The sequence below is a fragment of the Aeromicrobium sp. CF3.5 genome (genome assembly GCF_051262695.1).
In the GTDB taxonomy this organism is placed as follows: Bacteria; Actinomycetota; Actinomycetes; order Propionibacteriales; family Nocardioidaceae; genus Aeromicrobium.
In genome coordinates, this window is record NZ_JBIMEZ010000003.1 from 266,729 (window position 1) to 290,728 (window position 24,000).

General features: G+C 69.5%; 26 protein-coding genes and 1 riboswitch. Of the genes, 17 read left to right on the plus strand and 9 right to left on the minus strand.

Going from position 1 to position 24,000, the window contains the following annotated elements; all coding sequences use genetic code 11:
- The first annotated feature begins 56 nt into the window (after positions 1-56).
- The 3 genes from ACHAA3_RS08135 to ACHAA3_RS08145 all read left to right on the plus strand — a co-directional run bounded on the left by ACHAA3_RS08135 (position 57) and on the right by ACHAA3_RS08145 (position 2,569).
- Entirely contained in the window at positions 57-974 is a 918-nt protein-coding gene (locus ACHAA3_RS08135; RefSeq protein WP_435708478.1) for an ABC transporter ATP-binding protein, read from the plus strand.
- Positions 971-1,759, plus strand: a complete 789-nt coding sequence (locus ACHAA3_RS08140; RefSeq protein ID WP_435708479.1) for an ABC transporter permease — start codon at positions 971-973, stop codon at positions 1,757-1,759. Before ACHAA3_RS08135 ends, ACHAA3_RS08140 begins: the two co-directional genes overlap by 4 nt.
- A gap of 66 nt (positions 1,760-1,825) precedes the next feature.
- Positions 1,826-2,569 carry a hypothetical protein gene (locus ACHAA3_RS08145; protein ID WP_435708480.1) on the plus strand — a complete coding sequence of 248 codons (744 nt, stop codon included), beginning with the start codon at positions 1,826-1,828 and terminating at the stop codon, positions 2,567-2,569.
- 6 nt (positions 2,570-2,575) lie between these two features.
- On the opposite strand, the gene ACHAA3_RS08150 is transcribed toward ACHAA3_RS08145, so the two are convergent.
- The 3 genes from ACHAA3_RS08150 to ACHAA3_RS08160 are packed head-to-tail and all read right to left on the minus strand — an operon-like array spanning position 2,576 to position 7,631.
- Entirely contained in the window at positions 2,576-2,959 is a 384-nt protein-coding gene (locus ACHAA3_RS08150) for a YchJ family protein (protein WP_435708481.1), read from the minus strand.
- On the minus strand, positions 2,956-4,269 hold the full coding sequence (locus tag ACHAA3_RS08155) for a flavin monoamine oxidase family protein (RefSeq protein WP_435708482.1): 1,314 nt from the start codon (positions 4,267-4,269) through the stop codon (positions 2,956-2,958). The genes ACHAA3_RS08150 and ACHAA3_RS08155 overlap by 4 nt, the downstream gene beginning before the upstream one ends.
- A gap of 26 nt (positions 4,270-4,295) precedes the next feature.
- Positions 4,296-7,631, minus strand: a complete 3,336-nt coding sequence (locus ACHAA3_RS08160; protein ID WP_435708483.1) for a heterodisulfide reductase-related iron-sulfur binding cluster — start codon at positions 7,629-7,631, stop codon at positions 4,296-4,298.
- 158 nt (positions 7,632-7,789) lie between these two features.
- Here ACHAA3_RS08160 and ACHAA3_RS08165 point away from each other — a divergent pair, with 158 nt between their 5' ends.
- Positions 7,790-8,779 carry an NAD(P)/FAD-dependent oxidoreductase gene (locus tag ACHAA3_RS08165; protein WP_435708484.1) on the plus strand — a complete coding sequence of 330 codons (990 nt, stop codon included), beginning with the start codon at positions 7,790-7,792 and terminating at the stop codon, positions 8,777-8,779.
- 194 nt (positions 8,780-8,973) lie between these two features.
- Here the strand turns inward: ACHAA3_RS08165 and ACHAA3_RS08170 are convergent, their stop codons facing one another.
- From ACHAA3_RS08170 to ACHAA3_RS08185, 4 genes are all read right to left on the minus strand, one after another.
- Positions 8,974-9,300 carry a DUF2277 domain-containing protein gene (locus tag ACHAA3_RS08170; protein ID WP_435708485.1) on the minus strand — a complete coding sequence of 109 codons (327 nt, stop codon included), beginning with the start codon at positions 9,298-9,300 and terminating at the stop codon, positions 8,974-8,976.
- Between the two features lie 19 nt (positions 9,301-9,319).
- Complete coding sequence (locus ACHAA3_RS08175; protein WP_435708486.1) at positions 9,320-10,516, minus strand: MFS transporter; 1,197 nt, start codon at positions 10,514-10,516, stop codon at positions 9,320-9,322.
- A 110-nt stretch (positions 10,517-10,626) separates the two neighbouring features.
- Complete coding sequence (locus ACHAA3_RS08180; protein ID WP_435708487.1) at positions 10,627-11,091, minus strand: N-acetyltransferase family protein; 465 nt, start codon at positions 11,089-11,091, stop codon at positions 10,627-10,629.
- Complete coding sequence (locus tag ACHAA3_RS08185; protein ID WP_435708488.1) at positions 11,088-11,630, minus strand: NUDIX hydrolase family protein; 543 nt, start codon at positions 11,628-11,630, stop codon at positions 11,088-11,090. The genes ACHAA3_RS08180 and ACHAA3_RS08185 overlap by 4 nt, the downstream gene beginning before the upstream one ends.
- Positions 11,631-11,679: 49 nt before the next feature.
- Here ACHAA3_RS08185 and ACHAA3_RS08190 point away from each other — a divergent pair, with 49 nt between their 5' ends.
- From ACHAA3_RS08190 to ACHAA3_RS08230, 9 genes are all read left to right on the plus strand, one after another.
- The gene (locus ACHAA3_RS08190) at positions 11,680-12,066 is read left to right on the plus strand and encodes an ankyrin repeat domain-containing protein (protein ID WP_435708489.1); all 387 of its coding nucleotides are present in this window, start codon (positions 11,680-11,682) and stop codon (positions 12,064-12,066) included.
- A gap of 36 nt (positions 12,067-12,102) precedes the next feature.
- Positions 12,103-13,578 carry an SDR family oxidoreductase gene (locus ACHAA3_RS08195; RefSeq protein ID WP_435708490.1) on the plus strand — a complete coding sequence of 492 codons (1,476 nt, stop codon included), beginning with the start codon at positions 12,103-12,105 and terminating at the stop codon, positions 13,576-13,578.
- A gap of 6 nt (positions 13,579-13,584) precedes the next feature.
- Positions 13,585-13,694, plus strand: a riboswitch (TPP riboswitch).
- Positions 13,684-14,313: an ECF transporter S component gene (locus ACHAA3_RS08200; RefSeq protein WP_435708491.1), complete on the plus strand. Its 630-nt coding sequence runs from the start codon at positions 13,684-13,686 to the stop codon at positions 14,311-14,313. Its footprint overlaps the riboswitch before it by 11 nt.
- A gap of 20 nt (positions 14,314-14,333) precedes the next feature.
- Positions 14,334-15,776 (plus strand): ABC transporter ATP-binding protein, encoded by a 1,443-nt coding sequence (locus ACHAA3_RS08205; RefSeq protein WP_435708492.1) that lies wholly within the window; start codon positions 14,334-14,336, stop codon positions 15,774-15,776.
- Positions 15,773-16,462: an energy-coupling factor transporter transmembrane component T family protein gene (locus tag ACHAA3_RS08210; RefSeq protein WP_435708493.1), complete on the plus strand. Its 690-nt coding sequence runs from the start codon at positions 15,773-15,775 to the stop codon at positions 16,460-16,462. Before ACHAA3_RS08205 ends, ACHAA3_RS08210 begins: the two co-directional genes overlap by 4 nt.
- A 182-nt stretch (positions 16,463-16,644) precedes the next feature.
- A complete protein-coding gene (locus ACHAA3_RS08215; protein ID WP_435708494.1) occupies positions 16,645-17,118 on the plus strand; it encodes a MaoC family dehydratase in 474 nt (157 codons plus the stop codon).
- 1 nt (position 17,119) lies between these two features.
- Entirely contained in the window at positions 17,120-18,340 is a 1,221-nt protein-coding gene (locus tag ACHAA3_RS08220) for an acyl-CoA dehydrogenase family protein (RefSeq protein WP_435708495.1), read from the plus strand.
- A gap of 13 nt (positions 18,341-18,353) precedes the next feature.
- Positions 18,354-19,145, plus strand: a complete 792-nt coding sequence (locus ACHAA3_RS08225) for an SDR family oxidoreductase (RefSeq protein ID WP_435708496.1) — start codon at positions 18,354-18,356, stop codon at positions 19,143-19,145.
- Between the two features lie 65 nt (positions 19,146-19,210).
- Positions 19,211-19,387, plus strand: coding sequence for a hypothetical protein (locus ACHAA3_RS08230; protein WP_435708497.1), 177 nt, complete (start codon positions 19,211-19,213; stop codon positions 19,385-19,387).
- Here ACHAA3_RS08230 and ACHAA3_RS08235 read toward each other — a convergent pair.
- Positions 19,374-20,048 carry an SGNH/GDSL hydrolase family protein gene (locus ACHAA3_RS08235; RefSeq protein WP_435708498.1) on the minus strand — a complete coding sequence of 225 codons (675 nt, stop codon included), beginning with the start codon at positions 20,046-20,048 and terminating at the stop codon, positions 19,374-19,376. The two genes, ACHAA3_RS08230 and ACHAA3_RS08235, sit on opposite strands and share 14 nt — an antisense overlap.
- 62 nt (positions 20,049-20,110) lie before the next feature.
- On the opposite strand from ACHAA3_RS08235, the gene ACHAA3_RS08240 reads away from it, so the two are divergent.
- Both ACHAA3_RS08240 and map read left to right on the plus strand, forming a co-directional pair.
- Entirely contained in the window at positions 20,111-20,497 is a 387-nt protein-coding gene (locus tag ACHAA3_RS08240) for a hypothetical protein (protein WP_435708499.1), read from the plus strand.
- Complete coding sequence (gene map / locus ACHAA3_RS08245) at positions 20,494-21,273, plus strand: type I methionyl aminopeptidase (RefSeq protein ID WP_435708500.1); 780 nt, start codon at positions 20,494-20,496, stop codon at positions 21,271-21,273. The genes ACHAA3_RS08240 and map overlap by 4 nt, the downstream gene beginning before the upstream one ends.
- On the opposite strand, the gene ACHAA3_RS08250 is transcribed toward map, so the two are convergent.
- Positions 21,270-22,499, minus strand: coding sequence for a DUF222 domain-containing protein (locus ACHAA3_RS08250; RefSeq protein WP_435708501.1), 1,230 nt, complete (start codon positions 22,497-22,499; stop codon positions 21,270-21,272). The two genes, map and ACHAA3_RS08250, sit on opposite strands and share 4 nt — an antisense overlap.
- 191 nt (positions 22,500-22,690) lie before the next feature.
- Between ACHAA3_RS08250 and ACHAA3_RS08255 the strand changes: the two genes are divergently transcribed.
- Both ACHAA3_RS08255 and ACHAA3_RS08260 read left to right on the plus strand, forming a co-directional pair.
- Positions 22,691-23,431 carry a 3'-5' exonuclease gene (locus tag ACHAA3_RS08255; protein ID WP_435708502.1) on the plus strand — a complete coding sequence of 247 codons (741 nt, stop codon included), beginning with the start codon at positions 22,691-22,693 and terminating at the stop codon, positions 23,429-23,431.
- Between the two features lie 28 nt (positions 23,432-23,459).
- Complete coding sequence (locus ACHAA3_RS08260) at positions 23,460-23,924, plus strand: hypothetical protein (protein WP_435708503.1); 465 nt, start codon at positions 23,460-23,462, stop codon at positions 23,922-23,924.
- Positions 23,925-24,000: the final 76 nt, after the last annotated feature.

The window sequence follows — 24,000 nt, forward strand, 5'->3', positions numbered from 1 at the left end:
CTGATGCGGGGTTGTCCCTGATGTGCGCACGGGCCCGCTGCCGCCACGCTGTCGGCATGATCCATGCACAGAACCTCACCAAGACCTTCGCCGGAACGACCGCGGTCGCCGGCATCGACTTCGTCGTCGAGCCCGGCCGCGTCACCGGCTTCCTCGGACCCAACGGTGCGGGCAAGTCGACGACCATGCGCATGCTCCTCGGCCTGGACGCCCCGACCAGTGGGGTGGTGACCGTGAACGGTCGCAGCTATGCCGACTCGCCGGCGCCGCTGCGCGAGATCGGCGCCCTGCTCGACGCGCACGCCATTCACCCGGGCCGTCCGGCGAGGGACCACTTGCGGTGGCTCGCCGCCAGCAACGGCATCGCGGCATCGCGGGTGGGTGAGGTGCTGCAGGCCGTCGGGCTCGAATCGGTCGCTCGTCACCGGGCCGGTACCTTCTCGCTCGGCATGGGCCAGCGGCTGGGCATCGCGGCGGCGTTGCTCGGCGACCCCTCGGTCGTCGTGCTCGACGAGCCGGTCAACGGCCTCGATCCCGAGGGCATCCGATGGGTCCGACAACTCGCTCGACGTCTGGCCGACGAGGGGCGCACGGTGTTCGTGTCGAGCCACCTGATGTCGGAGATGGCCCTGATGGCCGACCACCTGATCGTGATCGGGCGTGGCCGGATCCTCGCGGACTGCTCGATGAACGACTTCATGACCGCGCACGCCTCGTCGTACGTGCGGGTCGCCGCACCGGATCTCGCAGCAGTCGCGTCCGCGCTGGCTGGCCCCGACGTCGAGATCGTCCCCGACGGGCATCGCCTGCGCGTCATGGGCCTCGATGCAGCCGGTGTCGGCGACCGCGTGGGCCGTGCGGGACTCACGGTGCACGAGCTGACGCGGGTGCAGTCCTCCCTCGAGGACGCCTTCATGACCCTGACCGCCGACACCGTCGAGTACCGCACGCTCACCGAAGGAGCTGTCGCATGAACGCCACTGACACGGCGCCCCGCACCGGTTTCACCCAGGCGCTCCATGCGGAGTGGATCAAGCTGGTCACGGTGCGATCCACGCGGTGGATCATGATCGCCACCTTCGTGCTGGGCGCGGGTCTGACCATCGTGATCTGCTGGTCCCAGGCCGAGACGCTCGCGTCGCCGGACGCGCAGGAGTCGCCCGGATCGTTCATCACCTGGGGCATGATGATCGCCCAGATCACCACCGTGGTCCTCGCGGCAGTCGTCGTGACCAATGAGTACGGCACCGGGATGATCCGGTCGACGCTCACCGCCGTGCCGTCGCGCGGTCGGGTGCTGGCCGCCAAGGCCGTCCTGCTCGCGGGGCTGATGTTCGTGCTCGGCACCACGACCGCGTTGGTCGGCTACCTGGGTGCCAACCCGTTCCTCGAGAACGAAGGGATCGGGCTGCGTCTGGAGGGAGGGGTCGCCCGCTCGATGTATGGCAACGGGTTGCTCCTGGCCGGCATCGCTCTGTGCACCATGGCGGTGGGCTTCATCCTTCGCAACACGGCGGCGACGATCTCGGTCGTGCTGGCCGTGATGCTGGTCCTGGGCAACATGGCCAACCTGATCCCCGGCACGTTCGGCGAGTGGGTGGTCAAGCTGCTGCCGGGCAACGCCGGGTCGTCGATCGCGTCGCCGGTGCCGTTCAACCCGAACCTGCTCGATCCCTGGACCGGGTTCGCGGTGTTCGTCGCGGAGGCCGCAGCGCTGGTGGTGCTCGCCTACGTGCTGCTGCGTCGCCGGGACGCCTGACCCGCCAGCGAGCGGGGCCAGCAGGTTGGGGAGGTGGGGTCAGGGTGCGTCGCCGACACTGGTGGCATGTTCTCCCTCGGCCGCCGCGCGACCGCCGCCGTCACGATGGTGGTGGTCGTGATCCTCGGCGTCTCGCTGGCGCCGACGATCGAGGCGCGGCTCGGCGGAGGGATCGGCTTCGATCGGCCGGTCGATGCGAGCGCGGAGCCGCTCGCGCTGCCCCCGCAGGTGCAGACAACGGGCCCGCACGAGTTCTTGCGCGAGGTCGACGGCGAGCCGGTGCGCTACGACCCGTGCGCCCCGATCCACGTGGTCGTCAACCCGCGGACCGCCATCGAAGGTGCCGACGAGATGCTGCAGCAGGCGCTCGACTCGGTGACGGCGGCCACGGGCCTGACATTCGTCCAGGACGGTGTCACCGACGAGGCTCCCTCCGATCAGCGCGGATCCGTGCCGGGTTCGCAGGATCCGGTGCTGATCGCGTGGAGCGATCCCGACGAGGTCGAGGCTCTCGAAGGTTCGGTGGCCGGCATCGGCGGCAGCGTCTCGACGCGCGGCAGCCCGTGGTTCGACACCGGAGCCGTGACGCTCGACGGCCCCCAGCTCGCCGACGTGCTGCGTCGGCCGGGCGGATGGGTCTCCGCGCGTGGCGTGGTGCTGCACGAGCTGGGGCACCTGGTCGGCCTCGGCCACGTCGATGCCGAGGACGAGCTCATGGCGCCGCGAGGTCGTCCGGGCATCGACGACTGGGGTCCGGGGGATCGGGAGGGTCTCGCCGCTCTGGGCGGCGACGCCTGCCGGGAGTACTGAGCCCGATCAGCGGTGGCCGTCGACGTAGAACCACTGCCCGTCCTCGCGAACGAAGCTGCTCACCTCGTGCTGGGAGCCGGCGCCGCCAGGGCCCTTGCGGAATGCCTCGAACTCGACCGTGCCCGACGTGTCGAACGGCGTGCCGGCCGTCGTGGCCACGATGTCGAGGCGGTACCAGCGGATCGTCTCGTCGAGCTCGAGGTCCTTCGGGCGGGTGGTCGGGTGCCACGTGGCCAGCAGGTAGGCAGGGTCACCGGTCGCGAAGGCGCTGTAGCGCGACCGCATGAGCTGCTCAGCCGTCCGAGCCCTCGCCACGCCGGCGTGCAGCGGCCCGCAGCAGACGTCGTAGGTCAGGCCGCTGAGGCAGGGGCAGCGCGTGGCCTCGTTCACGTGGGAAGGTCCAGGGTGCGTCCGAGGATGTTCTCGGCGGCCCGGTGTCCGGACCGGAAGGCCGCAGTCACCGTGGCCGGGTCCTCGGCCCACGTGGTCTCCCCGGCCAGGTGGAGCACCCCGCCGATGGGTTCGGCGAGACGGTCGTGGTCCTCGGGCGTGGAGCCGAGCGTCATGTAGGCGTACGAACCGTGGGTCCAGGGATCGTCCTGCCAGTGGGTGATCCGCACCTCGACGGGATCGGTGACCCGATCACCGTAGATCCCACGCAGCGACTCCAGCACCGAGGCGACCACCTGCTCGTCGGTCCAGCCGCGGATCGCCTCGGCGCAGGGGCCGGCGGCGAAGGTCAGCAACGTGGGTTGATCGTGCAGACGGGTGAGGTCGTACCAGGAGTGCCACCACAGGCCGGCCGGCCCTTGCCGGCGCACGGCATAGACGTCCTCGTCCCAGAAGGCGGCGTCGAAGCGCAGGAACACCTTCTCGAAGGCGTTCATCTCCAATCCGTCCAGGGCCCGCGCGTGAGACGGGGGAAGGGGAGGGTCGAGCTCGAGCGCGCCCGACTTCAGGAGGCCGACCGGCACGGTCACGACCGCCCGATCGGCGGTGAGCTCGCCCCGGCTCGTCACGACCTCGACGCCATGTTCGCTCCACCGGACACGACTGACGACGTGCTCGAGTCGCACGTCCAGGCCCTCGGCCAGTCGAGCGGGCAGCGCGTCGAACCCCTCGGGCAAGACCACCTCGTCACCGTCGACCGCATCGTCGTCGAGTCCGTGCGCGTCCAGCAGATCGGCACTGACCCCGTACTGCTCCTCGGCACGGTGACGGAGGAACTCGCGCACCCGCTCGGTGCGGTCCTCGTTCCAGCCCAGCGTGCTGAGCGCCACCTCGATCGCCTCGCCGAACGAGCTGCCTGGGAAAGAGCCCTCGACGGCACCGGCGAGCGCCTCATCTGCCGCGCGCACGTCAGCGCCGAACGCCGCAGCGTCGTCGTCGCCGAGCCGCCGACCAGCGGGGTCGTAGTACGCGATGGCACGCCCGTCCGGCTGATAGCTGCCGACCGTGAACTCCACCGTGGGCATCGACCAGCCCCGCACCAGGTCGGCGAGGGGGTTGTCGGTGATGCCGTGGATCCACGACGCGCCCAGGTCCGTCAACCACCCGGACCCACGATCGGTGTGCACCCGGCCACCCACGCGATCGCGTGCCTCGAGGGTGATCACGGTCTGGCCCGCATCGGCCAGCAGCCGAGCCGCCGTGAGCCCCGACACGCCGGCACCCACCACGAGGGTGTCGACGTGCGTCATGACCCGTTCCCGTCTGCTCGGCCCCGCTACCCGTCCGACTTCTTGTTCTCGGGGTCCGGCACCACGTCGGTGGCCGAAGAGCTCAGATCCTTGCCGCTGGGATTCGCCTCCGTCAACGGCGCGACATCGGCATCGACCGGATCGGGATCGGAACCGTCCTCGATCGAGACGACCTCGCCGGTCACCTCGGTCGAGGTCTCGTCGGTCTCGGCGGCCCGCTTCTCCTCCTCGCGAGCGTCACCGTCGACCGGCTCGTCCTCGTCCGGGACGCCGGTGACCTCCTCGGCCGGTGACCCTTCGGGCTCTGACGTGGCCGGAACCTCCGGCTCGTCGTCGGACTCCTCGGGCACCGACTCGACCTCGGGATTCTCCGAGTCGCCCGGCTCCGGATCGGTCGTGGACGCCGTCTCCGCTGGCGCGTCGTCGGTCTGCACCGGGCCGACGTTCGCCCAGGCGGCCTTCTCCTTCTCGGACGCCTCGCGGTCATCGGCGTCGTCGCTCGAGGCGAGGCTCGTCTCGGAGGCCTGCTTCTCCTCCTCGCGAGCGTCACCGTCGACCGGCTCGTCCTCGTCCGGAACGTCGCTGACCTCCTCGGCCGGAGACCCTTCGGGCTCCGACGTGGCCGGAACCTCCGGCTCGTCATCGGACTCCTCGGGCACCGACTCGGCCTCGGGATTCTCCGAGTCGCCCGGCTCCGGATCGGTCGTAGATGCCGTCTCCGCTGGCGCGTCGTCGGTGTTCACCGCGCCGACATTGGCCCAGGCAGCATCCTCCTTGTCCGACGCCTCGCGCTCGTCGGTCTCGGCCTGGCCAGGCTCGCTGGTCGCCTCCGGCTCGGGAGCCTTGGTCGCCTCCGGCTCTGAACTCTTGGTCGCCTCCGGCTCGGTGGTCAGCGGGTCAGCCGCACCCTTGGCGTCGACCTCGACGTCGTGCTCGACCGCTGCCTCGGCATCCGTGGGCGTCTCGCTCGAGATCTCGTCACCCTCGGTGTGCGCCTCGGCGGCGGCGCCGACATCGGCGGTCTCGGTGACCGACTCGGGGTTCGCCTCGTCGGCCGCATCGGGCTCCGCCTCGGTGCTGGATGAGGCCGAGTCCGCCTCGGTGCTGGATGAGGCCGAGTCCGCCTCGGTGGCAGCCCCCGCAGTCGCCGTCTCGGCCTCCGACCCCACAGCGGCCGTGTCCGCAGCAGTCGGCTTGCGCTTGATCGAGGCCAGCAACATCTGCGCGACGTCGAGCACCTCGACCTCCTCGCGAGCCTCGCCCTCGCTCTGCTTGAGCGTCAGACCGTCGGACAGCATGACCCGGCAGAACGGGCAGCCCACGGCGATCTGATCGGCGCCCGTGGCGATGGCCTCCTCGGCGCGGTTCACGTTGATGCGCGACCCGAGGTTCTCCTCCATCCACATGCGGGCGCCGCCGGCGCCACAGCAGAACGACTTCTCCGAGTTGCGCGGCATCTCGGTGAACTCCGCACCCGGAATGACCTGCAACAGCTCGCGCGGGGGCTCATAGACCTGGTTGTGACGACCCAGGAAGCAGGGGTCGTGGTACGTGATCTTCTTGCTCTCCTCCGTCGACGGCGCAACCGGCTTGAGCTTGCCCTCGCGCACCAGACGGTTCAGCAGCTGCGTGTGGTGCACGACCTCCAACTCGACACCGAACTCGGCGTACTCATTCTTCAACGTGTTGAAGCAGTGCGCACAGGTCGACACGACCTTCTTGACCTTCGTCTCCTTGAAGACCTCGGCGTTCTCCATCGCCAGCTGCATGAACACGATCTCGTTGCCCGCACGACGGGCCGGATCGCCGGTGCAGGTCTCGCCATCGCCCAGCACCGCGAACGAGACGCCCGCCGTGTCGAGCAGCTCGGCCACGGCCTGTGTCGTCTTCTTGGCGCGATCCTCGAACGCGCCGGCACAACCGACCCAGAACAGCCAGTCGACCTCGTCGAGCGACTCCACGTCCACGCCGACCTGCTTGACCTCGAAATCCAGCCCCTTGGCCCAGTCCATGCGGCTCTTGGGATCCATGCCCCACGGGTTTCCCTTGCGCTCCAGACCCTTGAAGATGTTGTTCAGCTCGGTGGGGAAGTTGCTCTCCACCAGCACCTGGAAGCGGCGCATGTCCTCGATGTGGTCGACGTGCTCGATGTCGACCGGGCACTGCTGGACGCAGGCACCACAGTTGGTGCACGACCACAGGACGTCGGGGTCGATGACGCCGTACGCGGCCTCGTCACCGATCAACGGGCGCTCCAGCTCCTTGACCTGCTCCTCGGTCCGGTCCGCCTCCGGGATCGCCGACAGCTCGGCCTTGGCATAGGCATGCTCCCGCAGGCCCATGACCAACAGCTTGGGCGACAGCGGCTTCTCGGTGTTCCAGGCGGGACACTGGCTCTGGCAGCGGCCACACTCGGTGCAGGTGGTGAAGTCCAGGATGCCCTTCCAGGAGAAGTCCTCGACCTTGCCGACGCCAAGCTTCTCGAAGTCCTCCTCCTCGAGGTCCTCCAGCGCGTCCATGTCGAGGGCCTTGCCGTTGATCCGGATCGGCTCGAGGCCACCGAGGGCCGTGCTGCCGTCCGCCTGACGCTTGAACCAGATGTTCGGCCACGCGGTGAACCGGTGCCAGGCGATGCCCATGGTCAGGGTGCGGGCGATCACGATCAACCAGATCATCGCGGACACGATCTTGATCGCAGCGATCACGTAGATGATGTTCTCGAGCGTCCCGATCGACGCCTCGCCGGTGGGGAACAGGTTCCCGACGTACTGCGCGATCGGGAAGTGGAAGCCGTTGGCGTACTTCTCGGCGTCCTCGCCGCCGCGTGCCTGGTACAGGTTGTACTCGGCGCCGCGGATGAACAAGATGGCCGAGCTCTCCAGCAGCACCATGAACTCGACGAAGTAGGCCTGGCTGAAGCTCGAGCCGAAGAAGCGGCTCTTGCGGCCGAGGCGGCGCGGGTGGATGACCTGTCGATAGACGATCAGCGGGAGGATCGCGAGCGTTCCGAGCAGACCAAGGCCCTCGGCGATCCACTCGTACAAGAAGAAGTGGCCGATGAGGGGCCAGACGAACTCGGCGTCGAACAGCTGGAAGAACGCCTGTGCGACCGATGTGCTGAGGATGATGAACGCCGCGTACACGAACCAGTGGAGCGCCCCGATCCACGGACGCTGCAGCATGCGCGTGTGGCCGACGGTCTCGATGAGCATGTTGACCGTGCGCTTCATCGGCTGGTCCGTGCGACCCACCGTCGGCTGACCGGTGCGCAGCACCGCAAGCATCGAGCGGACCGCGAGGATGGTCAGGGGGACGGCAACAACGGTGAACAGCAGCGAGATGACGATCGCGGCGACCTGCATGGAGGCCTCTTTTCGGGTGCAGAGCGGACCTTGACAGTAGGGGTGACACTAATCGCTCGGGGGTGCTGCCGTCGGGTTAGGGGACCCAAAGCGGTCAGACCGTGATGCGAGACACCGTCGCGGCGGCGGTCGGGTCGAGAACCTGACAGGCTGGGCAGGTGGATCCAGTCATCGTGGTCGGAGCCGGCATCGCTGGCGTGGCCTGTGCCCGAACGCTCGCGGACGCCGGACTTCCCGTGGTGGTGCTCGACCGTGGCCGTCGGGTCGGTGGCCGGATGGCCACGCGACGTCTCGGGGACCGCCCGGTCGACCTCGGGGCGTCGTACTTCACCCTCTCTGATGACGGTGGGTCAGCCTCCGACGACCGATTCGGCGCCGTGGTCGAGCGCTGGCAGGACGCGGGTCTCGCCCGCCCCTGGACCGACTCCTTCCACGTGCTCGCCCCCGACGCCGAGCCGTCGGTGAAGACCGGGCCGATGCGCTGGGGCACGCCCGGCGGTCTGCGCACCCTGGTCGAGGAGCTCGCCACGGGACTCGACGTGCGCCACCAGACGGTGCAGCGAGTGGCGCCCTCGGGATCGCGACTCATCGTCGATCGCGCGCACGCCTCAGCGGTCGTGCTGGCCATGCCCGACACCCAGGCGCTGCGCCTGCTCGCCGACGACGCCCCCGAGGTCGACGCCCTCGATCGCGGCAGCGACCCGGTGCTCGCCCTGGCGGCGACCTACGCCGACCGGGAGTGGGCGCGCACGATCGACCCCGGGTTCGACGGTGCCTTCGTCAACGAGGACCCCGTGCTCGACTTCGTCGCCGACGACGGCCGTCGTCGCGGGGACGGTGCCCCGGTGCTGGTCGCGCACTCCACTTCCGAGTTCGCCGCCCAGCACCTGGAGGTGCCGGAGGCAGCCCGCCCCGAGATGGTCGAGGCGCTCGCCCGGGTGCTGTCGCTCGAGGACGCGCCTCGTCGGACCCACGTGCATCGGTGGTCGCTCGCCAAGCCGGCCGAGCATGCGCGCGACGCACCCTTCCTGCTCAGCGATCGGATGATCGGTGCCTGCGGTGACGGCTGGGGTCCGCAGCCGAAGGTCGAGGGTGCGTGGCTCTCCGGGACGGCGCTGGGCCGCGAGCTGGTTGGTCGGTTGACGTAGAACGCCTGGGGATCCGGCTTCGCCGGGCTGGGGACGTGAGCGGGGCGTGACTCTCTGGGGGAGGTGCGGCTGTCCGCATGGTGGATCCCGTGAGTCGCTGGGTCCTCAGCACTCCCAGCGGGCTCGTGTGTCACAGGGGCCGGTGGCGTGGCGTCCCTACAAGCCCCGGGATGGGACGCAGAGTCACCGCTCCCTCACCTCTCGGAGCCGTTGGTGCTGGCGGCCTCGCGCTTGGTCTGCTGGAACACCCGGATCGCCTCGTAGCGCTCGGCGGATCGAGCCTTGCGCTTGTCCGCCTCGGCCTCACGATTCTTGGGCGGAGCGGTGGTGACGAGCCCGTCGATCAGGGCGCGCGTGCTCCGGGCGATCTCCTCGACGGCGGCGTCGAAGGTCGCCTGATTCGCCTGGCTCGGTTTGGTGGTTCCTGCGATCTTGCGGACGAACTGCAGGGCGGCGTCGTGGCACTCTGCGTCGGTCGCGGCGGGCTCGAAGTTGTTCAGCGGGACGATGTTGCGGCACATGTCGCGACGCTACGACGATTCAGCGGCCGGCGGAAGCCTCATCGCGCACCGGCACCAGGGCGATCGCGGCGAGCGGGAACACGGCAACCAGGGCGAAGGCCCAGCCATAGCCGAGTCCGGTGATCAAGGCGCCCACGACCGGCGGGACGATCGCCGACACCAGGTACTGACCGGTGTTCTGGATGCCCATCGCACGCCCGGACCAGAACGGACCGCCGATCTCGGCCACCGCGGTGAATGCCAGGCCGTTGGGGGCGACGGTCACCACGGTGGCGAGGACGATCAGGGCGATCGCGACCGGCGTGGCCTCGGTCGCGCCGAGCAGCAGCATGGTCGCGGCGGCGATGATCGCGACCTGGCGCAACGGCACCAGCCGACTGCCCGCGCGGTCCGACCACGCCCCGACGCCGATGCGGCCCGCGGCTCCGAGCAGCTGGGTGACCGCCACGAGGATGCTGGCCCAGTGCGTCGTCCAGTCCTTGGTGTCGATCAGCCAGACCAGCATGTAGGTCCAGACCGTGAACTGCGGCACCACCAGCATCATCGAGACCAGGTGGATGCGAGCGAGCCGCCGATCTCCGCGATACGGGCTGGCCAGGTGTTGCTGCGACTCGGCAGCGGCACGGTCCGGGCGAGGAGGGTCGACGATCAGGACGGCGCAGAGGGCGGTGCCGACGGCGCAGGCGCCGGCGATCACGAGCAGCGTCGTGGTGAGGCCGCGTGCGGCGACGAGGTTGGGCACCAGCACGGCGGCCAGTCCGACACCCAGCGGCAGTCCGGTCTGCCGGATGCCCATGGCGAAGCCGCGCCGGTGCGGCGGGAACCAGCCGACCACGATGCGACCGCTGGCCGAGTTCGTGCTGCCACCGGCCGCTCCTCCGATGAGCAGGAACGCGGCCAGGGCGACCAAGGAGTCCGACCACGCCGCGGCGAGGGCCGCGAGAGTCACGAGACCCAGGCCGGTGACCATCGAGAACCGCTCGCCCAGCCGGTCGACGACGATGCCCCATGCGAACAGCGTCAGCGTGATGCCGAGCAGGGGGGCCGAGGCGACGAAGCCGGCCTGCACGAGGCTCAGCCCCCGCTCACGCACCAGGTAGGGAATCAGGAACGGGGCGGCGTTGACGAACAACGTGCCGGCGATCTGTCCGGTCATCGACACCGCGAGCATCAACCACCGGTTCGGCGCCGGGGTGGTGGGAGCCTGGTCGGACATGGTGGATTCACCGTACTGATCGCCGGCCGGTCAGCCCGGGGGCGGTGACGCTGTCGGCCGTCGGACTTCCCGGACAGGGCCACCGCTTCGGTGCTCGGAACGGGTTCGCTCTAGAGGTACTTCTTCATCCCGACGTGACTGGCGTCGTAGCCGAGACGCTCGTAGAAGGCATGGGCGCGGGTGCGCGCCCGGTTGGACGTCAGCTGGATGCGCGCCGCTCCGCGTGCTCGGGCGGCGTCCTCGATGTGCGTCATCAGGGCTGCGCCGATTCCCTCGCCGCGACGAGCCGCTGCGGTGCGGACCGCCTCGACCTGGCAGTACAGGCCGCCGTCGGACGCGAGCATGCGCATCCACGTCACCTGCGCCGTGCACACGACAGTCCTGGAGAGCGCGGGGTCATCGACCTCACCGACCAGCATCTGTTGGTTCGGATCGGCGGTGATCTCGGCGAGTGCGGCCCGCTGGTTCTCGGTGACGTGATCGGGCTCGTCGAAGTAGTGCTGCGAGTCCTCGACGGTCAGCGCCAGGATCGCCTTGAGATCTGACGGACCTGCCTCGCGGACCCGGAGGGTCACGCTGGGAGTGCGCCGAGGTGGGCCAGGGCCTCGCGGACGAGCGCGCCGCGGCCGCCCTCCATGTTGTCGAGGATCTCGCGCCGCATCAGCTCGTCGGGGGTCAACCAGCTGAGCTCGAGCGCGTCCTGGCGCGGAGCGCAGTCACCGGTGACCGGCACGACGTAGGTCAGCGCGACCGCGTGCTGTCGCGGATCGTGCAAGGGCGAGACGCCAGGCAGCGGGAAGTACTCGCCCACCGTGAACGGGACGGTGCTGACGGGGAGCTGCGGGAACGCGGTGGGTCCGAGATCCTTCTCGAGGTTGCGCATCAGCGCCTCGCGCACCGACTCGCCGTGCATGACCCGGCCCGAGACGAGCGTGTGCGTCATCTCGCCGGTCGCCGATCCGCGCAGCAGCACGCCGACGGACTCGACCAGGCCCAAGGAGTCGACGCGCACGGGCACGGCTTCGACGTAAAGGATCGGCACGCGCGAACGCGTCTCCTCCAGGGCGATGTCGGAGAGCCAGCCGGGATTCGGGTCAGGGGTGCGCACGGACATGCAGCCATCATGGCTCACGCCCACACGTCAGCCCCATAGGCTCGGGTGCGTGAGTGACCCCGAAGACCTCGACCCGCAGCTGGTCGAGCTGGCCCACCAGGTGCTCGACCTCGCTCGCACCGGTGACACCGAGTCGTTGGCCGAGCTGGTCGACCGGTCCGTGCCGGCGGACCTGACCGGACCCGACGGCAACACCCTGCTGATGCTCGCGGCCTACAACGGACACGCCGCGACCGTGCAGGCCCTGATCGATCGGGGGGCCGACGTGGACCGCCTCAACGACCGCGGCCAGTCGCCCCTGGCCGGCGCGATCTTCAAGGGCGAGGACGCCGTGGTGGCCGTCCTGCTGGCCGGTGGAGCCGACCCCGACCACGGTTCCCCGTCAGCTCGGGACACCGCAGCGATGTTCGAACGGAACGATCTGCTGCCTCGGTGACCTGCGGGCTGACCGCGTGTCCCGTTGACTGAGGACATGACGCGAAGCCTGGTGACCGGAGCGACTGGCTACGTGGGTGGGCGGCTCGTGCCCGAGCTGCTCGCCGCCGGGCACGACGTGCGCGTCATGGTTCGCGACCCGCGCAAGGCCCAGGCGCGCGACTGGGCTGATGACGTCGAGATCGTCCGGGCTGACGCGGCGCACGCCGACGAGGTGCGACTAGCCCTCCAGGGTGTGGACGTCGCCTTCTTCCTGCTGCACTCCATCGGCGCCGGTGAGGACTTCGTCGCGACCGAGCGCGCTATCGCCGAGACCTTCGCCGCCGAGGCGGAGGCGGCAGGTGTCCAGCGCATCGTCTACCTCGGCGGCATGGATCCCGAGGCCGAAGAGCTCTCCGAGCACCTGCGATCGCGCCACGAGGTCGGCACGGTCCTGCTCGCGTCCAACGTGCCGACCGTCGTGCTGCAAGCCGGCGTCGTCATCGGATCGGGTTCTGCGTCGTTCGAGATGCTGCGCTACCTGACCGAGCGTCTGCCGGTGATGATCACTCCGAAGTGGGTGCACACCGAGGTCCAGCCGATCGCGGTGCGCGACGTCCTGCGCTACCTGGTGGGCTGCGCCGACCTGCCCGCTGACGTCAACCGCGCCTTCGACATCGGCGGCCCCGACGTGCTGACCTACTTCGAGATGATGCAGCGGTACGCCGCCGTCGCGGGCCTGCCCAAGCGTCGCGTCCTGCCGGTCCCGGTGCTGTCGCCGGGGCTGTCCAGTCACTGGGTCGGGCTCATCACGCCCGTCCCCGCCTCGTTGGCCAGGCCCCTGGTGGAGTCGCTGAAGAACACCGTGGTGGCCACCGACGACGACATCTTGGGCTTCGTGCCGGACCCGCCGGAGGGCCTGATCGGATTCGACCGGTCGGTCGAGCTGGCGCTGACCAAGATCCAGAATCTCGACGTCCCCACCCGGTGGACGTCGGCCTCCACCGTCGGAGCGCCGTCGGAGGGACTGCCGACCGATCCCGATTGGGCTGGCGGCTCGCTCTACAAGGACGAGCGCACCCGCGAGGTCGACGCCTCGCCGGCGAATCTCTGGACGGTCATCGAGGGCATCGGCGGTCCGAACGGCTGGTACTCCTGGGCGCTGGCGTGGTGGGTGCGTGGCATCCTCGACCGCTTCCTCGGCGGCCCCGGCCTGCGCCGCGGACGCCGCAACGCCCGGAACCTCGTGATCGGCGACGTCCTCGACTTCTGGCGCGTCGAGGAGACCGACGACGCCACCCTGCTGCGCCTGCGGGCGGAGATGAAGCTGCCCGGCCTGGCGTGGTTGGAGCTGCAGGTCGGCTCGACTGAGGGCGGCACCACGACGTTCCACCACCGCGCGCTGTTCGCGCCCCGAGGCCTGCTCGGCCACCTGTACTGGTGGTCGATCCTGCCGTTCCACGGCATCATCTTCGGGTCGATGCAGAAGAACATCTCGAAGGCGGCCGAAGCGCTCGAGGAGAAGCCGGGCTAGAGTCGTGCCACACGACAGGGGAGCGCCACGCAGAGGGCGCTGAGAGTGCGGATCCGCCGCAGACCCTTGAACCTGCACCGGTTAGTACCGGCGAAGGGAGTCACGATGAGTTCTGCAACCACTTCACGAACCGCCCGCGACGCGATGAGCTATCGCACCATCGACCTGGTCACGATCGCCACGCTGGCGGTCGCGCTCGGTGTCACCTTCTGGGCCTGGGGCAAGGCCTACGCGGGCCTGTCCGGGCTCGCGGTCTTCTCCTACCCGCCCTCGGTCGGCCTGCTCGGCGGGCCGTGGCTGATGGCCGGCATCGTCGGGGGCCTGATCATTCGACGTCCAGGCGCGGCGCTGGCGACCGAGATCGCAGCCGCTGCGGTGTCCGGGCTGGTGCCCGGTGGCACCGAGTGGGGCATGAGCGTGCTGGTCTCCGGCTTCTGGCAGGGGCTCGGCGCCGAGCTGATCCTCGCGGTGTTCCTGTACCGACGCTTCTCGCTGCCCGTCGCGGCGATCGCGGGCGCCGCGGCCGGCGCCATCGAGTCGGTCTACGAGTGGTTCGCCTACTACGAGGGCGTCTTCTCCGCCTCGGACCGTCTGGCCCATCTCGGCTTCTTCGCGCTCTCCGGAGCCGTGATCGCCGGTGGCGGAGGCTGGTTGCTGACCCGGGCGCTGGCGAGGGCCGGGGTGCTCGATGCCTTCGGTCCCGGGCGAGACGTGCACGAACGGTCAGCGGTCTGAGCGAGTCTGGCACTGCCCGGATGGGCGAGTCCGGCACCGTCCGGCTCGAGGGATTCACCTGGCGGCCGCTCGGTCGTCGGGCACCGGTGATCACCGGGCTCGACCTACGGGTCGAACCCGGTGAGCGGGTGCTGCTTGCCGGCCCCAGTGGGGCCGGCAAGTCGACGGTGCTGCACGCGCTGGTGGGCGCGCTGGGCTCGACGCTGCCCGGCGATCTCGAGGGCACGGTGCGGGTGGGCGGCCGAGCGGGACTGGTGCCGCAGACTCCCGGCGACGCCGTGGTGGCCGAACGCATCGGGCGTGATGTGGCCTTCGGGCCGGAGAACCTCGGTCTGGGGCGTGATGACATCTGGCGACGAGTCGATGCCGCCCTCGAGGCGGTCGGTCTTCGACAGGGCCGCGACCACCCCACGTCGGCGCTGTCGGGCGGCGAGCTGCAGCGGCTCGCCCTGGCCGGTGTGCTGGCGATGCGACCCGACGTGGTGCTGCTGGACGAACCGACCTCGATGCTCGATGCCGAGCACGCGTCGTCGGTCCGTGACGCAGTGGCGCGCACGGTCGCCGACCGTGACGCGACCCTCATCGTGGTCGAGCACCGCCTCGAGCCGTGGCTCGACCTCGTCGATCGAGTGGTCGTCCTCAGCAGCGACGGCACGGTGATCGCCGATGCCGACCCGCAGCGATTCGTGCGCGAGCATCGTGAATCCTTGGGACGTGCCGGTGTCTGGATGCCGGGTCTTGACGCGCCGATGCCGGTGACGATCGACCCCGCGCAGGTGGCACCGCACCGCAGGGTCGAGGCGATCACCTGGAGCGACCTGACCGTCGACCTGCGATCACGCTCGATGCGCGGCGCGACCACCACCCGTGCGCTCGACCGCGTCGATGCGCGGCTCGATCCGGGACGACTCACTGCCCTGACCGGTCCCAGCGGTGCGGGCAAGTCCACCCTCCTGGCCGCATTCGGCGGCTTGGTGAAGCCGGTCTCCGGTGTCGTCACCGGGCCGGAACCAGCACTGCTCGATCGTCGGACGCGAGCCCTCGCTGCCGATGTCGGCTGGGTTCCGCAGGTGCCGGAGCACGGGTTCGTCGCGACGACCGTGCGAGCCGAGGTGGAGGCGACGCCGGGCCGCCTGGGCCGCGCGGTCGACACCGAGGCGCTGCTCGACCTGCTCGGTCTGACACACGTCGCCGGATCGCACCCCTATCGGTTGTCCGGGGGAGAGCAACGACGCTTGTCGTTGGCCACGGCCATCGCGCATCGACCGGGCCTGGTGCTGCTCGACGAGCCGACCGTCGGCCAGGACCGGCTGACGTGGGCGGCCGTCGCAGGTCTGGCGACCGCTGCTGCCGCGGGGGGCGCCATCGTCGCGACGTCGACCCACGATGTCGACTTGATTGCCCTGGCCCACGACCAGGTCGAGCTTCTCGCGGGGGTCAGAACTGGACGGGGAGGGGCATGAGGAGCCAGCTCGCTCGGCTCAATCCGTTGGCCCTGCTGTGGGTGGGATTCGCGTCGCTGCTCGGGTCGTTCGCGATCCGCGACCTTCCGTCGGCGGTTGCGGGGGCTGCGGCCTACGCGATCGCCGGCGTCCTGCTCCTGCCGAGCTGGCGGTATCCGTTGGCCTGCCTCGCTCTGTGCGGGATCTCCTCCGCGCTGGTGGCCTACTCGGCATGGCGCCTCGGCAACGCCGACTACGCCCCGGTCGCCGCACTGCGCATCCTGGTCCTCGCCTGGCCGGGCGCTGTCATCATCGCGTTCATCGATCCGTCGCGGCTGGGCGACTACCTGGCCCAGCGGCTGCGGGTCCCGGGCCGGTTCGTCGCCTCCTTCGTGGCGGTGGTGCAGCGGATGACCGACTTCCAGTCGGCGCACCAGCAGATCTCGCGGGTCCGGCGCGTGCGCGCGTTGGGGCCCACGGGCCTGACCGGGCCGGTGCGCCACGCCGGCTCGATGACCTTCGCGATGCTCGCGTCGGCGCTGCGCGGCGCCGGAACCATGTCGATCGCGATGGACTCACGTGGCTTCGCCGATGCGTCGCAGCGCACCTGGGCCGAGCCCGCGCCCTGGTCGCGAGCCGACACCGTCGCGATCGTCATCGCCACGGCACTCGCTGCCGTCCCTTCGGTCGCCCGCCTGGTCACGTAGACCCGCTGACGAGTCACGTAGACCCACTGACGAGTCACAGGGATGACTCGCCGCCCGGTCTGTGTGACTCGTCGCTGGTTCTACGTGACTCGTCAGCGGACTTGGGGATGGCGCGTGACCGCCGTCACCGGTTAGAGTGCGAACTAAGCAAGCGCTTAGTCCACACTTACCGGAGGTACCTCATGGCCCGCGTGTTCGACAGCCTCGACGACTTCATCGCAGCAGCCGGCGAAGAGCTCGGCACCAGTGACTGGGTCACCGTGACCCAGGAGCAGATCAACACCTTCGCCGACGCGACCGGTGACCACCAGTGGATTCACGTCGACCCCGAGCGTGCGGCCGACGGTCCCTTCGGCACGACGATCGCGCACGGCTACCTGACGCTGTCCCTGCTGCCGGTGTTCAGCGCCCAGATCTACGACGTCAAGGGCCTCGCGATGGGCGTCAACTACGGAGCCAACAAGGTCCGTTTCCCCAACCCCGTGCCGGTCGACTCGCGCCTGCGCGCCACCGCCACGCTCAAGGAGGCTGCCGAGATCCCCATCGGCACCCAGGCCGTCATCACGTTCGTCGTCGAGCGCGAAGGCGCCGAGAAGCCGGCCCTGATCGCCGAGGTCGTCTACGTGATGGCCGGCGACAAGCCGAAGGACGCCTGACATGGACTTTGCTCACGACGCCAAGACCCAGGACCTCATCGAACGCATGGAAGCGTTCATGGACGAGGTCGTCTATCCGGCCGAGCCCGCGGCCAAGGAGCAGATCGAGGCTGCCCAGACCAACGACACGTGGAGCTTCCCGGCGGTCGTCGACGACCTGCGAACCGAGGCCCGCAAGCGCGATCTGTGGAACTTCGCCCTGCCCGGAGCGCCGGAGGAGGGCGGCCTGACCAACCTGCAGTACGCCCCGCTGGCCGAGATCACCGGTCGCAGCATCCAGATCGCACCGGCGGCGCTGAACTGCTCCGCGCCGGACACGGGCAACATGGAGGTGCTGCACATGTTCGGCACCGACGAGCAGAAGCAGCAGTGGCTCCGTCCCCTGCTCGACGCCGAGATCCGCTCCGCCTTCGCGATGACCGAGCCCGACGTCGCCTCCTCGGACGCCACCAACGTCGAGCTGTCGATCGTGCGCGACGGTGACGAGTACGTCATCAACGGTCGCAAGTGGTGGATCACCGGTGCGATGAATCCGGACTGCAAGGTCTTCATCGTCATGGGCAAGACCGACCCGTCGGCCGCACGGCACCGCCAGCAGTCGATGATCCTCGTCGAGCGCGACACCCCCGGCCTCGAGATCCTGCGCGGGATGCAGGTGTTCGGCTACCGCGACCGTGATCACGGCGGCCACGCTGAGATGCGTTTCACCGATGTGCGCGTCCCGGCCGCCAACCTGATCGCCGGCGAGGGCGAAGGCTTCGCGATCGCGCAGGCCCGACTCGGGCCCGGCCGCATCCACCACTGCATGCGCTCGATCGGCCTGGCCGAACGTGCGATCGAGCTGATGTGCCAGCGGGCCTCCGAGCGCGTGGCGTTCGGCAAGTCGCTGGCCGAGCAGGGCGTCGTGCGCGACTGGATCGCTGAGTCGCGCCTGCGGGTCGAGCAGCTGCGTCTGCTCTGCATGAAGGCCGCCTGGTTGATGGACACCCACGGCAACAAGGCCGCGCACACCGAGATCCAGATGATCAAGATCGCAACCCCCAAGACCGTCGAGTGGATCATCGACAAGGCGATCCAGACCCACGGGGCCGGTGGCCTCAGCCAGGACTTCCCGCTCGCCGAGATGTTCGCGGGCATTCGCACCCTGCGGTTCGCCGACGGCCCCGACGAGGTGCACAAGAACGCGCTGGCCAAGTCCGAGCTCAAGAAGCACCTGCGCTGAAGGAGGTAGGGAGATGAGAATTACCGGCATCTCAGCCGTGGTGACCGGCGCGGCGGGCGGCATCGGGGCCGCCGTGGCTCAGCGCCTGCTGGAGCACGGCGCCGCGCAGGTCGTCCTCACCGACCTCGACGAGGGCCGCCTGTCCGCGACCGCTGAGCTGCTCGGCGAGCACGCGGTCGCCGTCGATGCCGACGTGACCACCGACGACGGCATCGAGAAGGTGCTGTCCGCTGCTGGTGGCACCCCCGATCTCTTCGTCGCCAATGCGGGCATCTTCCGTGGCTTCGGCCTCGATGCCACCGACGACGACTGGTCGGCGATCCTCGAGGTCAACGTGATGGCGCACGTGCGCGCCGCGCGGATCCTCGTCCCGCGCTGGCTCGACGCGGACGGTGGGTGCTTCGCCGTCACGGCCTCGGCTGCGGGCCTGCTGACCCAGCTGGGGTCGCCCACCTACGCGACCAGCAAGCACGCGGCCGTCGGATTCGCCGAGTGGCTGGCCGCCACGTACGGGGATCGGGGCATCCAGGTCGCCGCGCTGTGCCCCATGGGCGTGCGCACCCCCATGACCGAGAACGGCGACCTCGCCGAGGACGAGGGTGCGGTGGCGCACGGGTCGGTGTCCACGGCCGGCGACATGATGGACCCGCTCGACGTCGCAGACTCGCTGCTCGAGGCGATCGAGTCGGGTCGCTTCCTCGCCCTCCCGCACGAGCAGGTGGGCACGATGTACGCCCACAAGGCCGCCGACCCAGATCGCTGGCTGACCGGCATGCAGCGTTACCGTCGGTCACTCGAGGGTTGATCGGTACACGCTGGCGCTAGGGTGATCGCACGGAGTCCTGGGTCACACCACGCGGGGGAGCGGGCATGCAGGTCGAGGTCGAGCACGCGAAGCTGGTGCTGGCGATGCGCCGACTCGACGACCTGGCCACGCGGATCGAGAGCGAGTCGAACCGTGCCAGCGGCTCGGGTGGCTGTGCGGTGACGTCCACGGTCCGACAACGAGCTCGTCCCATGAACGGCGCTGCCGTCAGCGTGCGGTGACGGCTTCGCGCATGACCTGGGCCATGGCGGCGTAACCGGCGTCGTTGGGGTGGAAGTGATCCTGCGCCACGCGGCCCTTCCAGCTCCGCAGGCGAGGATCGCGGAACTCCGCGGTCACCAGGTGGCTCGCGCCGGTGACCTGCCGGTTGAAGTCGGTCGAACCACGGCGCCCGCCCGGCATGGTGGCCACGACGGTTCCGCTGGGCAGACGCTCGATCAGGGCTGCGAGATCGCGAGGGAGCGTGCTGCGCGCCCGCCGGTTGAGCAGGTCGTTGCTGCCGATCATCACGGTGACCAGATCGGGTGCGACGCCGAGAGATTCGAGGGCCGGCACCTGACGCTCCAGCAGGTCGGTGACCAGGCCGCCCGAGACGGACAGGTTGACGAGCCGGTGCTCCGGCAGGTCTGCGGCGACACCGGTGGTCCAGCCGCGGTCGAAGGCGCTGGCTCCGATGCCCTGGGTCATCGAGTCGCCGAGCGCGACCCACAGCGGGCCATCGGCGGTGAGTGCGCGTCGGTTGTGGTCCTTCCACGCCCGGGCGTAGGGCTCGACCTGGGCCTGCACCTGGCGTACGCCACGTAGAAACAGTCCGGCCGTGGAGATGAACGGACCCGGTGACCGACCGCTGAGATTGGAGTACTCGAAGGTCGTCTCGTCCACGGGTTCAGTCAACCAGCCGCACCCACGCCGTGCCGTTCTGCAGCGCGGACTAGCCTGAACCGGTGACCGACACCGTCTCCACGCGCCCCACGTGGCTGCTGCTCGTGCTGATCGGCACGGTGGGCGTGTGTGCCCTCTACGCGGTCGACGTCATCGCCGCGGTCAGTGGCGGTCAGCGAGCCGGGCTGCGCGTCGCCGCCCTGGTCGGGGCCGTGCTGGTGGCTGGTGCCACCTATCAACGGTGGGGTTCGGTGCCCGCCCGCACTCCCGCCCATCACGCGATGGCTGCGGCCGGCCTGCTCGGCGGCGCACTCATCGCCTCGTCGAGCTTCTCGGCGGCAGCCGGCGTGTTCGGCAATGCCGTCACTGGCGCCTTGGGCTGCGTCGCCATGCTGGTGGCGCTGGTCGCTGCCCGCGTCACTGTTTCTGAGACGAAGGACCTTCGATGATCGAGCTGCTCACCCCCACCCAGGTCGACGAGATGCGTCCGGCCGGACGTTTCGTCGCCGATGTCCTGACGAAGGTGTCGGCCGCCGCTGACGTGGGCGTCGACCTGATGGATCTCGACGCCCTCGCGCACGAGATGATCCGCGAGCGCGGCGCGGAGTCCTGCTACATCGACTACGCCCCCAGCTTCGGCAACGGCCCGTTCGGCAAGGTCATCTGCACGTCGGTCAACGACGCGGTGCTGCACGGCCTGCCGCACCCCTACAAGCTGCGCGACGGGGACCTGCTGACCCTCGACTTCGCGGTCTCGGTCGACGGCTGGGTGTGCGATTCGGCGGTGACGCTGGCGGTCGGCACCCCGCGCGAGGAGGATCTTCGGCTGGTAGAGCATGCCCAGGAGGCGCTCGACGCCGCGATCGCCGTGGCCCGGCCGGGCAACAAGGTCGGCGACATCAGTGCGGCCATCGGTGCGGTGGGCCGTTCGCACGGACTCAGCATCAACACCCAGTTCGGCGGCCATGGTGTGGGTCGCACCATGCACGGTGATCCGCACATCGCCAACGACGGCAAGGCGGGTCGGGGGTTCCCGCTCAAGCCGGGCCTGGTCATCGCGATCGAGCCGTGGTTCCTGCACACCACCGACGAGATCGTCATGGACGACGACGGCTGGACCATTCGCAGTGCGGACGGCTCGCGCGGCGCGCACGTCGAGCACACGCTGGCGATCACCGATGGTGACCCCATCGTGATGACAGACCGGTCCCACCTCGCCGGCTAGGGCCGATAGCGCTGGTTGCGTTGCCACCCGGTGGTGCCGGGTGCGCGGAACTCGATGATTCCGTCGTCGGCCTGGCGGAGGTGCCAGCGCTGGTGGTGAACGGTGCGATGGTGATGCGCGCAGAGCAGCACGCCGTCGGACAAATTGGTGGTGCCGCCGTCGGCCCAGGGCTGGCGCCAGTGGTGGGCTTCGGCCCATTCCGGTGGCCTGTCGCAGCCAGGGAAGGCGCAGCCGCGGTCTCGTTCGGCCAGGGCGATGCGTTGGGCCGGGGTGAACAGCCGCTTCTCGCGACCGAGGTCCAGCGGCAACGACGTGCCGCTGAAGACGGCCGGGATGAGGCCAGCTCGACAGGCGGTGAGTCGGGCCTCGGCCGCCGAGATGCGGGTGCCCGAGGACAGGGTGGCGGCGCTGAGTCCGGTGACGAGGGTGGCCAGATCGAGGCGAACCACGAGGGTGGGGCCGGTGCCCATCAGGTTGGCCGGGGTGAGGCGGCCCAGTGCTTCGGCGAACGCACGGCCGAGCCGTTGCGGGCTGGCGGCTTCGGTGGGCGTGTGGTGATCGCGGAGGTGCTCGCGTCGGGGAGCGGCCATCGCCTCGAGGGTGGCTTGTAACGCGTCGGCCTCACCTTCGGGGACGGTGAAGTCTCCCGAACGGGTGCCGTTGTGGTTGTCCCACATGCGGAAGGCGGCGCTGTTCCAGGCGCGCTTCTCACGGTCCTCGAGCCGCTCGTTCTCGTCGGCGTCGACGTCGGCGGGCTCCCTGAACACGTCGGTGACCCGGTCGGCCCGCCGTTGCAGGTCCTTGGCCGTGAGGGTCTTGGAGTCCGCGATGAGCTGAGCCTCGCACTGGTCCTTGATCTCTGCGGAGACGTCGAGGTCGCGGGTCGCGTCGGCGATGGTGCGGGCCTGACGCTCGGTGACCTCACCATCGGCCATCGCCTGCTCGACGCGACGCGCGCCCTGCAGGGCACGCCCCATGCGCACGGCTCGATCGCCCGCAGCGCGGTCTCCGCCGAACTCCTTGGCCAGCAATGCGCCCGTCGACGACGCCCCGGATCGCTTGGCCAGACCGGATTCGTCCAGCGCGCGGGTGGCCGTCGACTGGTGGGCCTTGATCCGGGACTCGACGCGCATCAGCCGGGTCGCCAGATCCTTGACCATCTCGTCGTCGAGACCGTCCCACGCGCCGATCGGCATTCCATCGAGCGCACGCTCCAGCAGTTGCACACCCACACCCAACGGGTGCGGTAGAGCCACCGGCTGCGCTGTCATGAGTCCCCCAACGGTTCGAACGTATGTTCGAGTATAGTTGACAGGCGTGACCCGGTCAAGAGGTTCGCACCGCCTATGTGGACATTTCTATCCAGCTTCATCCATCGCGGCGCGATGTGAGACTAGCTGTGCCTAGGGTGAAGTCTGTGAGCCCGTCGTTTGCTGTGATCGATGTCGAGACCACGGGCTTGGTCCCGGAGCGAAGTGACCGCGTCGTCGAGATCGGAGTCGTCCTGACCGATCCTCTCGGCCGCATCGAGTGGGAGTGGTCGAGCCTGATCAACCCCAGGCGCGACATCGGACCGACGCGCATCCATGGGATTGCGGCGCGCGACGTGCTGGCCGCTCCTGAGTTCAGCGACATCGCCGATCCCTTGCTCGACGCGCTGCGTGGCCGCGTCGTCGTCGCGCACAACGCGTCGTTCGACATGAGGTTCTTGCACGCCGAGCTCGATCGGTCGGGGTACGGGCTACCTGCGCGACCCGAGGCGTTGTGCTCGATGAAGTGGGCGGGCCGCTACATCGGGGCGGCCAAGCTGGCGCACTGCTGCGAGGCGGTCGGCATCGAGCTGTTGGATGCGCACTCCGCCCTCGGTGACGCCCGGGCGACGGCAGGACTTGTCGCGTGGCTCACCCGACAAGGTGCCCGGGACCCGGAGTGGATGGACGACACGCACCGGTCGCTCGTTCGGATGGCCCACCTCCCGGATGCCGGGGCAGGCGCCACGTGCGGCTGGTCGAACGGCTGCCAGCGAACAGCCGGCCGAGCACGCCTGGCTCGACACGATCCTCGCCAACGCCTGGATATCGGGCGCTTCCGATGTAGAAGCGTCTTATCTCCTCACTCTCGATGCCGCACTGCTCGACCACAGCATCTCGATCAGTGAGGGCCAGCAACTGATCGAGGCCGCCAAGGTGATCGGCCTGGCCCCAGCGCGCATCGAAGGCCTGCACCGAGACCACCTGGATTTCCTTGCCGAGGAGGCGTGGTCCGACGGAGTGCTCACCGACGATGAACGATCAGACCTCGATCGGGTCGCCCACGCACTGCGTCTCTCCACCGACGATGTCGCGGATGCCCTCGGCCGAGCCGAAGCGGGACACCGTCATGGCGATCACGTCTCTGCTGCGGAAGCGTTTCTGCGTCTGGGGGATCGCGTGGTCTTCACCGGTGAGATGGTGCGTCCGCGTGCTGACTGGGTTGAACGAATCGTCGCGGCCGGCCTGGCCTCGGGCGGCGTCACCAAGTCCACCCGGGTGCTGGTGACCTCCGACCCCGACTCCATGAGCGGCAAGGCTGCCAAGGCTCGGTCCTACGGAGTCCCTGTCGTGGACGAGGCGGCCTTCGATCGGATCTTCTCCGACTACCTCGGCCGGTGACCTGACGTGGTGCGATCAAATCCGCCCCGGTAGACCCCGCGGGCCGCTACTATCACCTCGACCGGTGGAGTGGCCA

Coding starts and splice junctions, on each gene's coding strand:
- ACHAA3_RS08135 (WP_435708478.1), top strand. CDS start 57: ATGATCCATGCACAGAACCTCACCAAGACCTTCGCCGGAACGACCGCG.
- ACHAA3_RS08140 (WP_435708479.1), top strand. CDS start 971: ATGAACGCCACTGACACGGCGCCCCGCACCGGTTTCACCCAGGCGCTC.
- ACHAA3_RS08145 (WP_435708480.1), top strand. CDS start 1,826: ATGTTCTCCCTCGGCCGCCGCGCGACCGCCGCCGTCACGATGGTGGTG.
- ACHAA3_RS08155 (WP_435708482.1), bottom strand. CDS start 4,269: ATGACGCACGTCGACACCCTCGTGGTGGGTGCCGGCGTGTCGGGGCTC.
- ACHAA3_RS08160 (WP_435708483.1), bottom strand. CDS start 7,631: ATGCAGGTCGCCGCGATCGTCATCTCGCTGCTGTTCACCGTTGTTGCC.
- ACHAA3_RS08170 (WP_435708485.1), bottom strand. CDS start 9,300: ATGTGCCGCAACATCGTCCCGCTGAACAACTTCGAGCCCGCCGCGACC.
- ACHAA3_RS08175 (WP_435708486.1), bottom strand. CDS start 10,516: ATGTCCGACCAGGCTCCCACCACCCCGGCGCCGAACCGGTGGTTGATG.
- ACHAA3_RS08185 (WP_435708488.1), bottom strand. CDS start 11,630: ATGTCCGTGCGCACCCCTGACCCGAATCCCGGCTGGCTCTCCGACATC.
- ACHAA3_RS08195 (WP_435708490.1), top strand. CDS start 12,103: ATGACGCGAAGCCTGGTGACCGGAGCGACTGGCTACGTGGGTGGGCGG.
- ACHAA3_RS08200 (WP_435708491.1), top strand. CDS start 13,684: ATGAGTTCTGCAACCACTTCACGAACCGCCCGCGACGCGATGAGCTAT.
- ACHAA3_RS08205 (WP_435708492.1), top strand. CDS start 14,334: ATGGGCGAGTCCGGCACCGTCCGGCTCGAGGGATTCACCTGGCGGCCG.
- ACHAA3_RS08210 (WP_435708493.1), top strand. CDS start 15,773: ATGAGGAGCCAGCTCGCTCGGCTCAATCCGTTGGCCCTGCTGTGGGTG.
- ACHAA3_RS08215 (WP_435708494.1), top strand. CDS start 16,645: ATGGCCCGCGTGTTCGACAGCCTCGACGACTTCATCGCAGCAGCCGGC.
- ACHAA3_RS08220 (WP_435708495.1), top strand. CDS start 17,120: ATGGACTTTGCTCACGACGCCAAGACCCAGGACCTCATCGAACGCATG.
- ACHAA3_RS08225 (WP_435708496.1), top strand. CDS start 18,354: ATGAGAATTACCGGCATCTCAGCCGTGGTGACCGGCGCGGCGGGCGGC.
- ACHAA3_RS08230 (WP_435708497.1), top strand. CDS start 19,211: ATGCAGGTCGAGGTCGAGCACGCGAAGCTGGTGCTGGCGATGCGCCGA.
- map (WP_435708500.1), top strand. CDS start 20,494: ATGATCGAGCTGCTCACCCCCACCCAGGTCGACGAGATGCGTCCGGCC.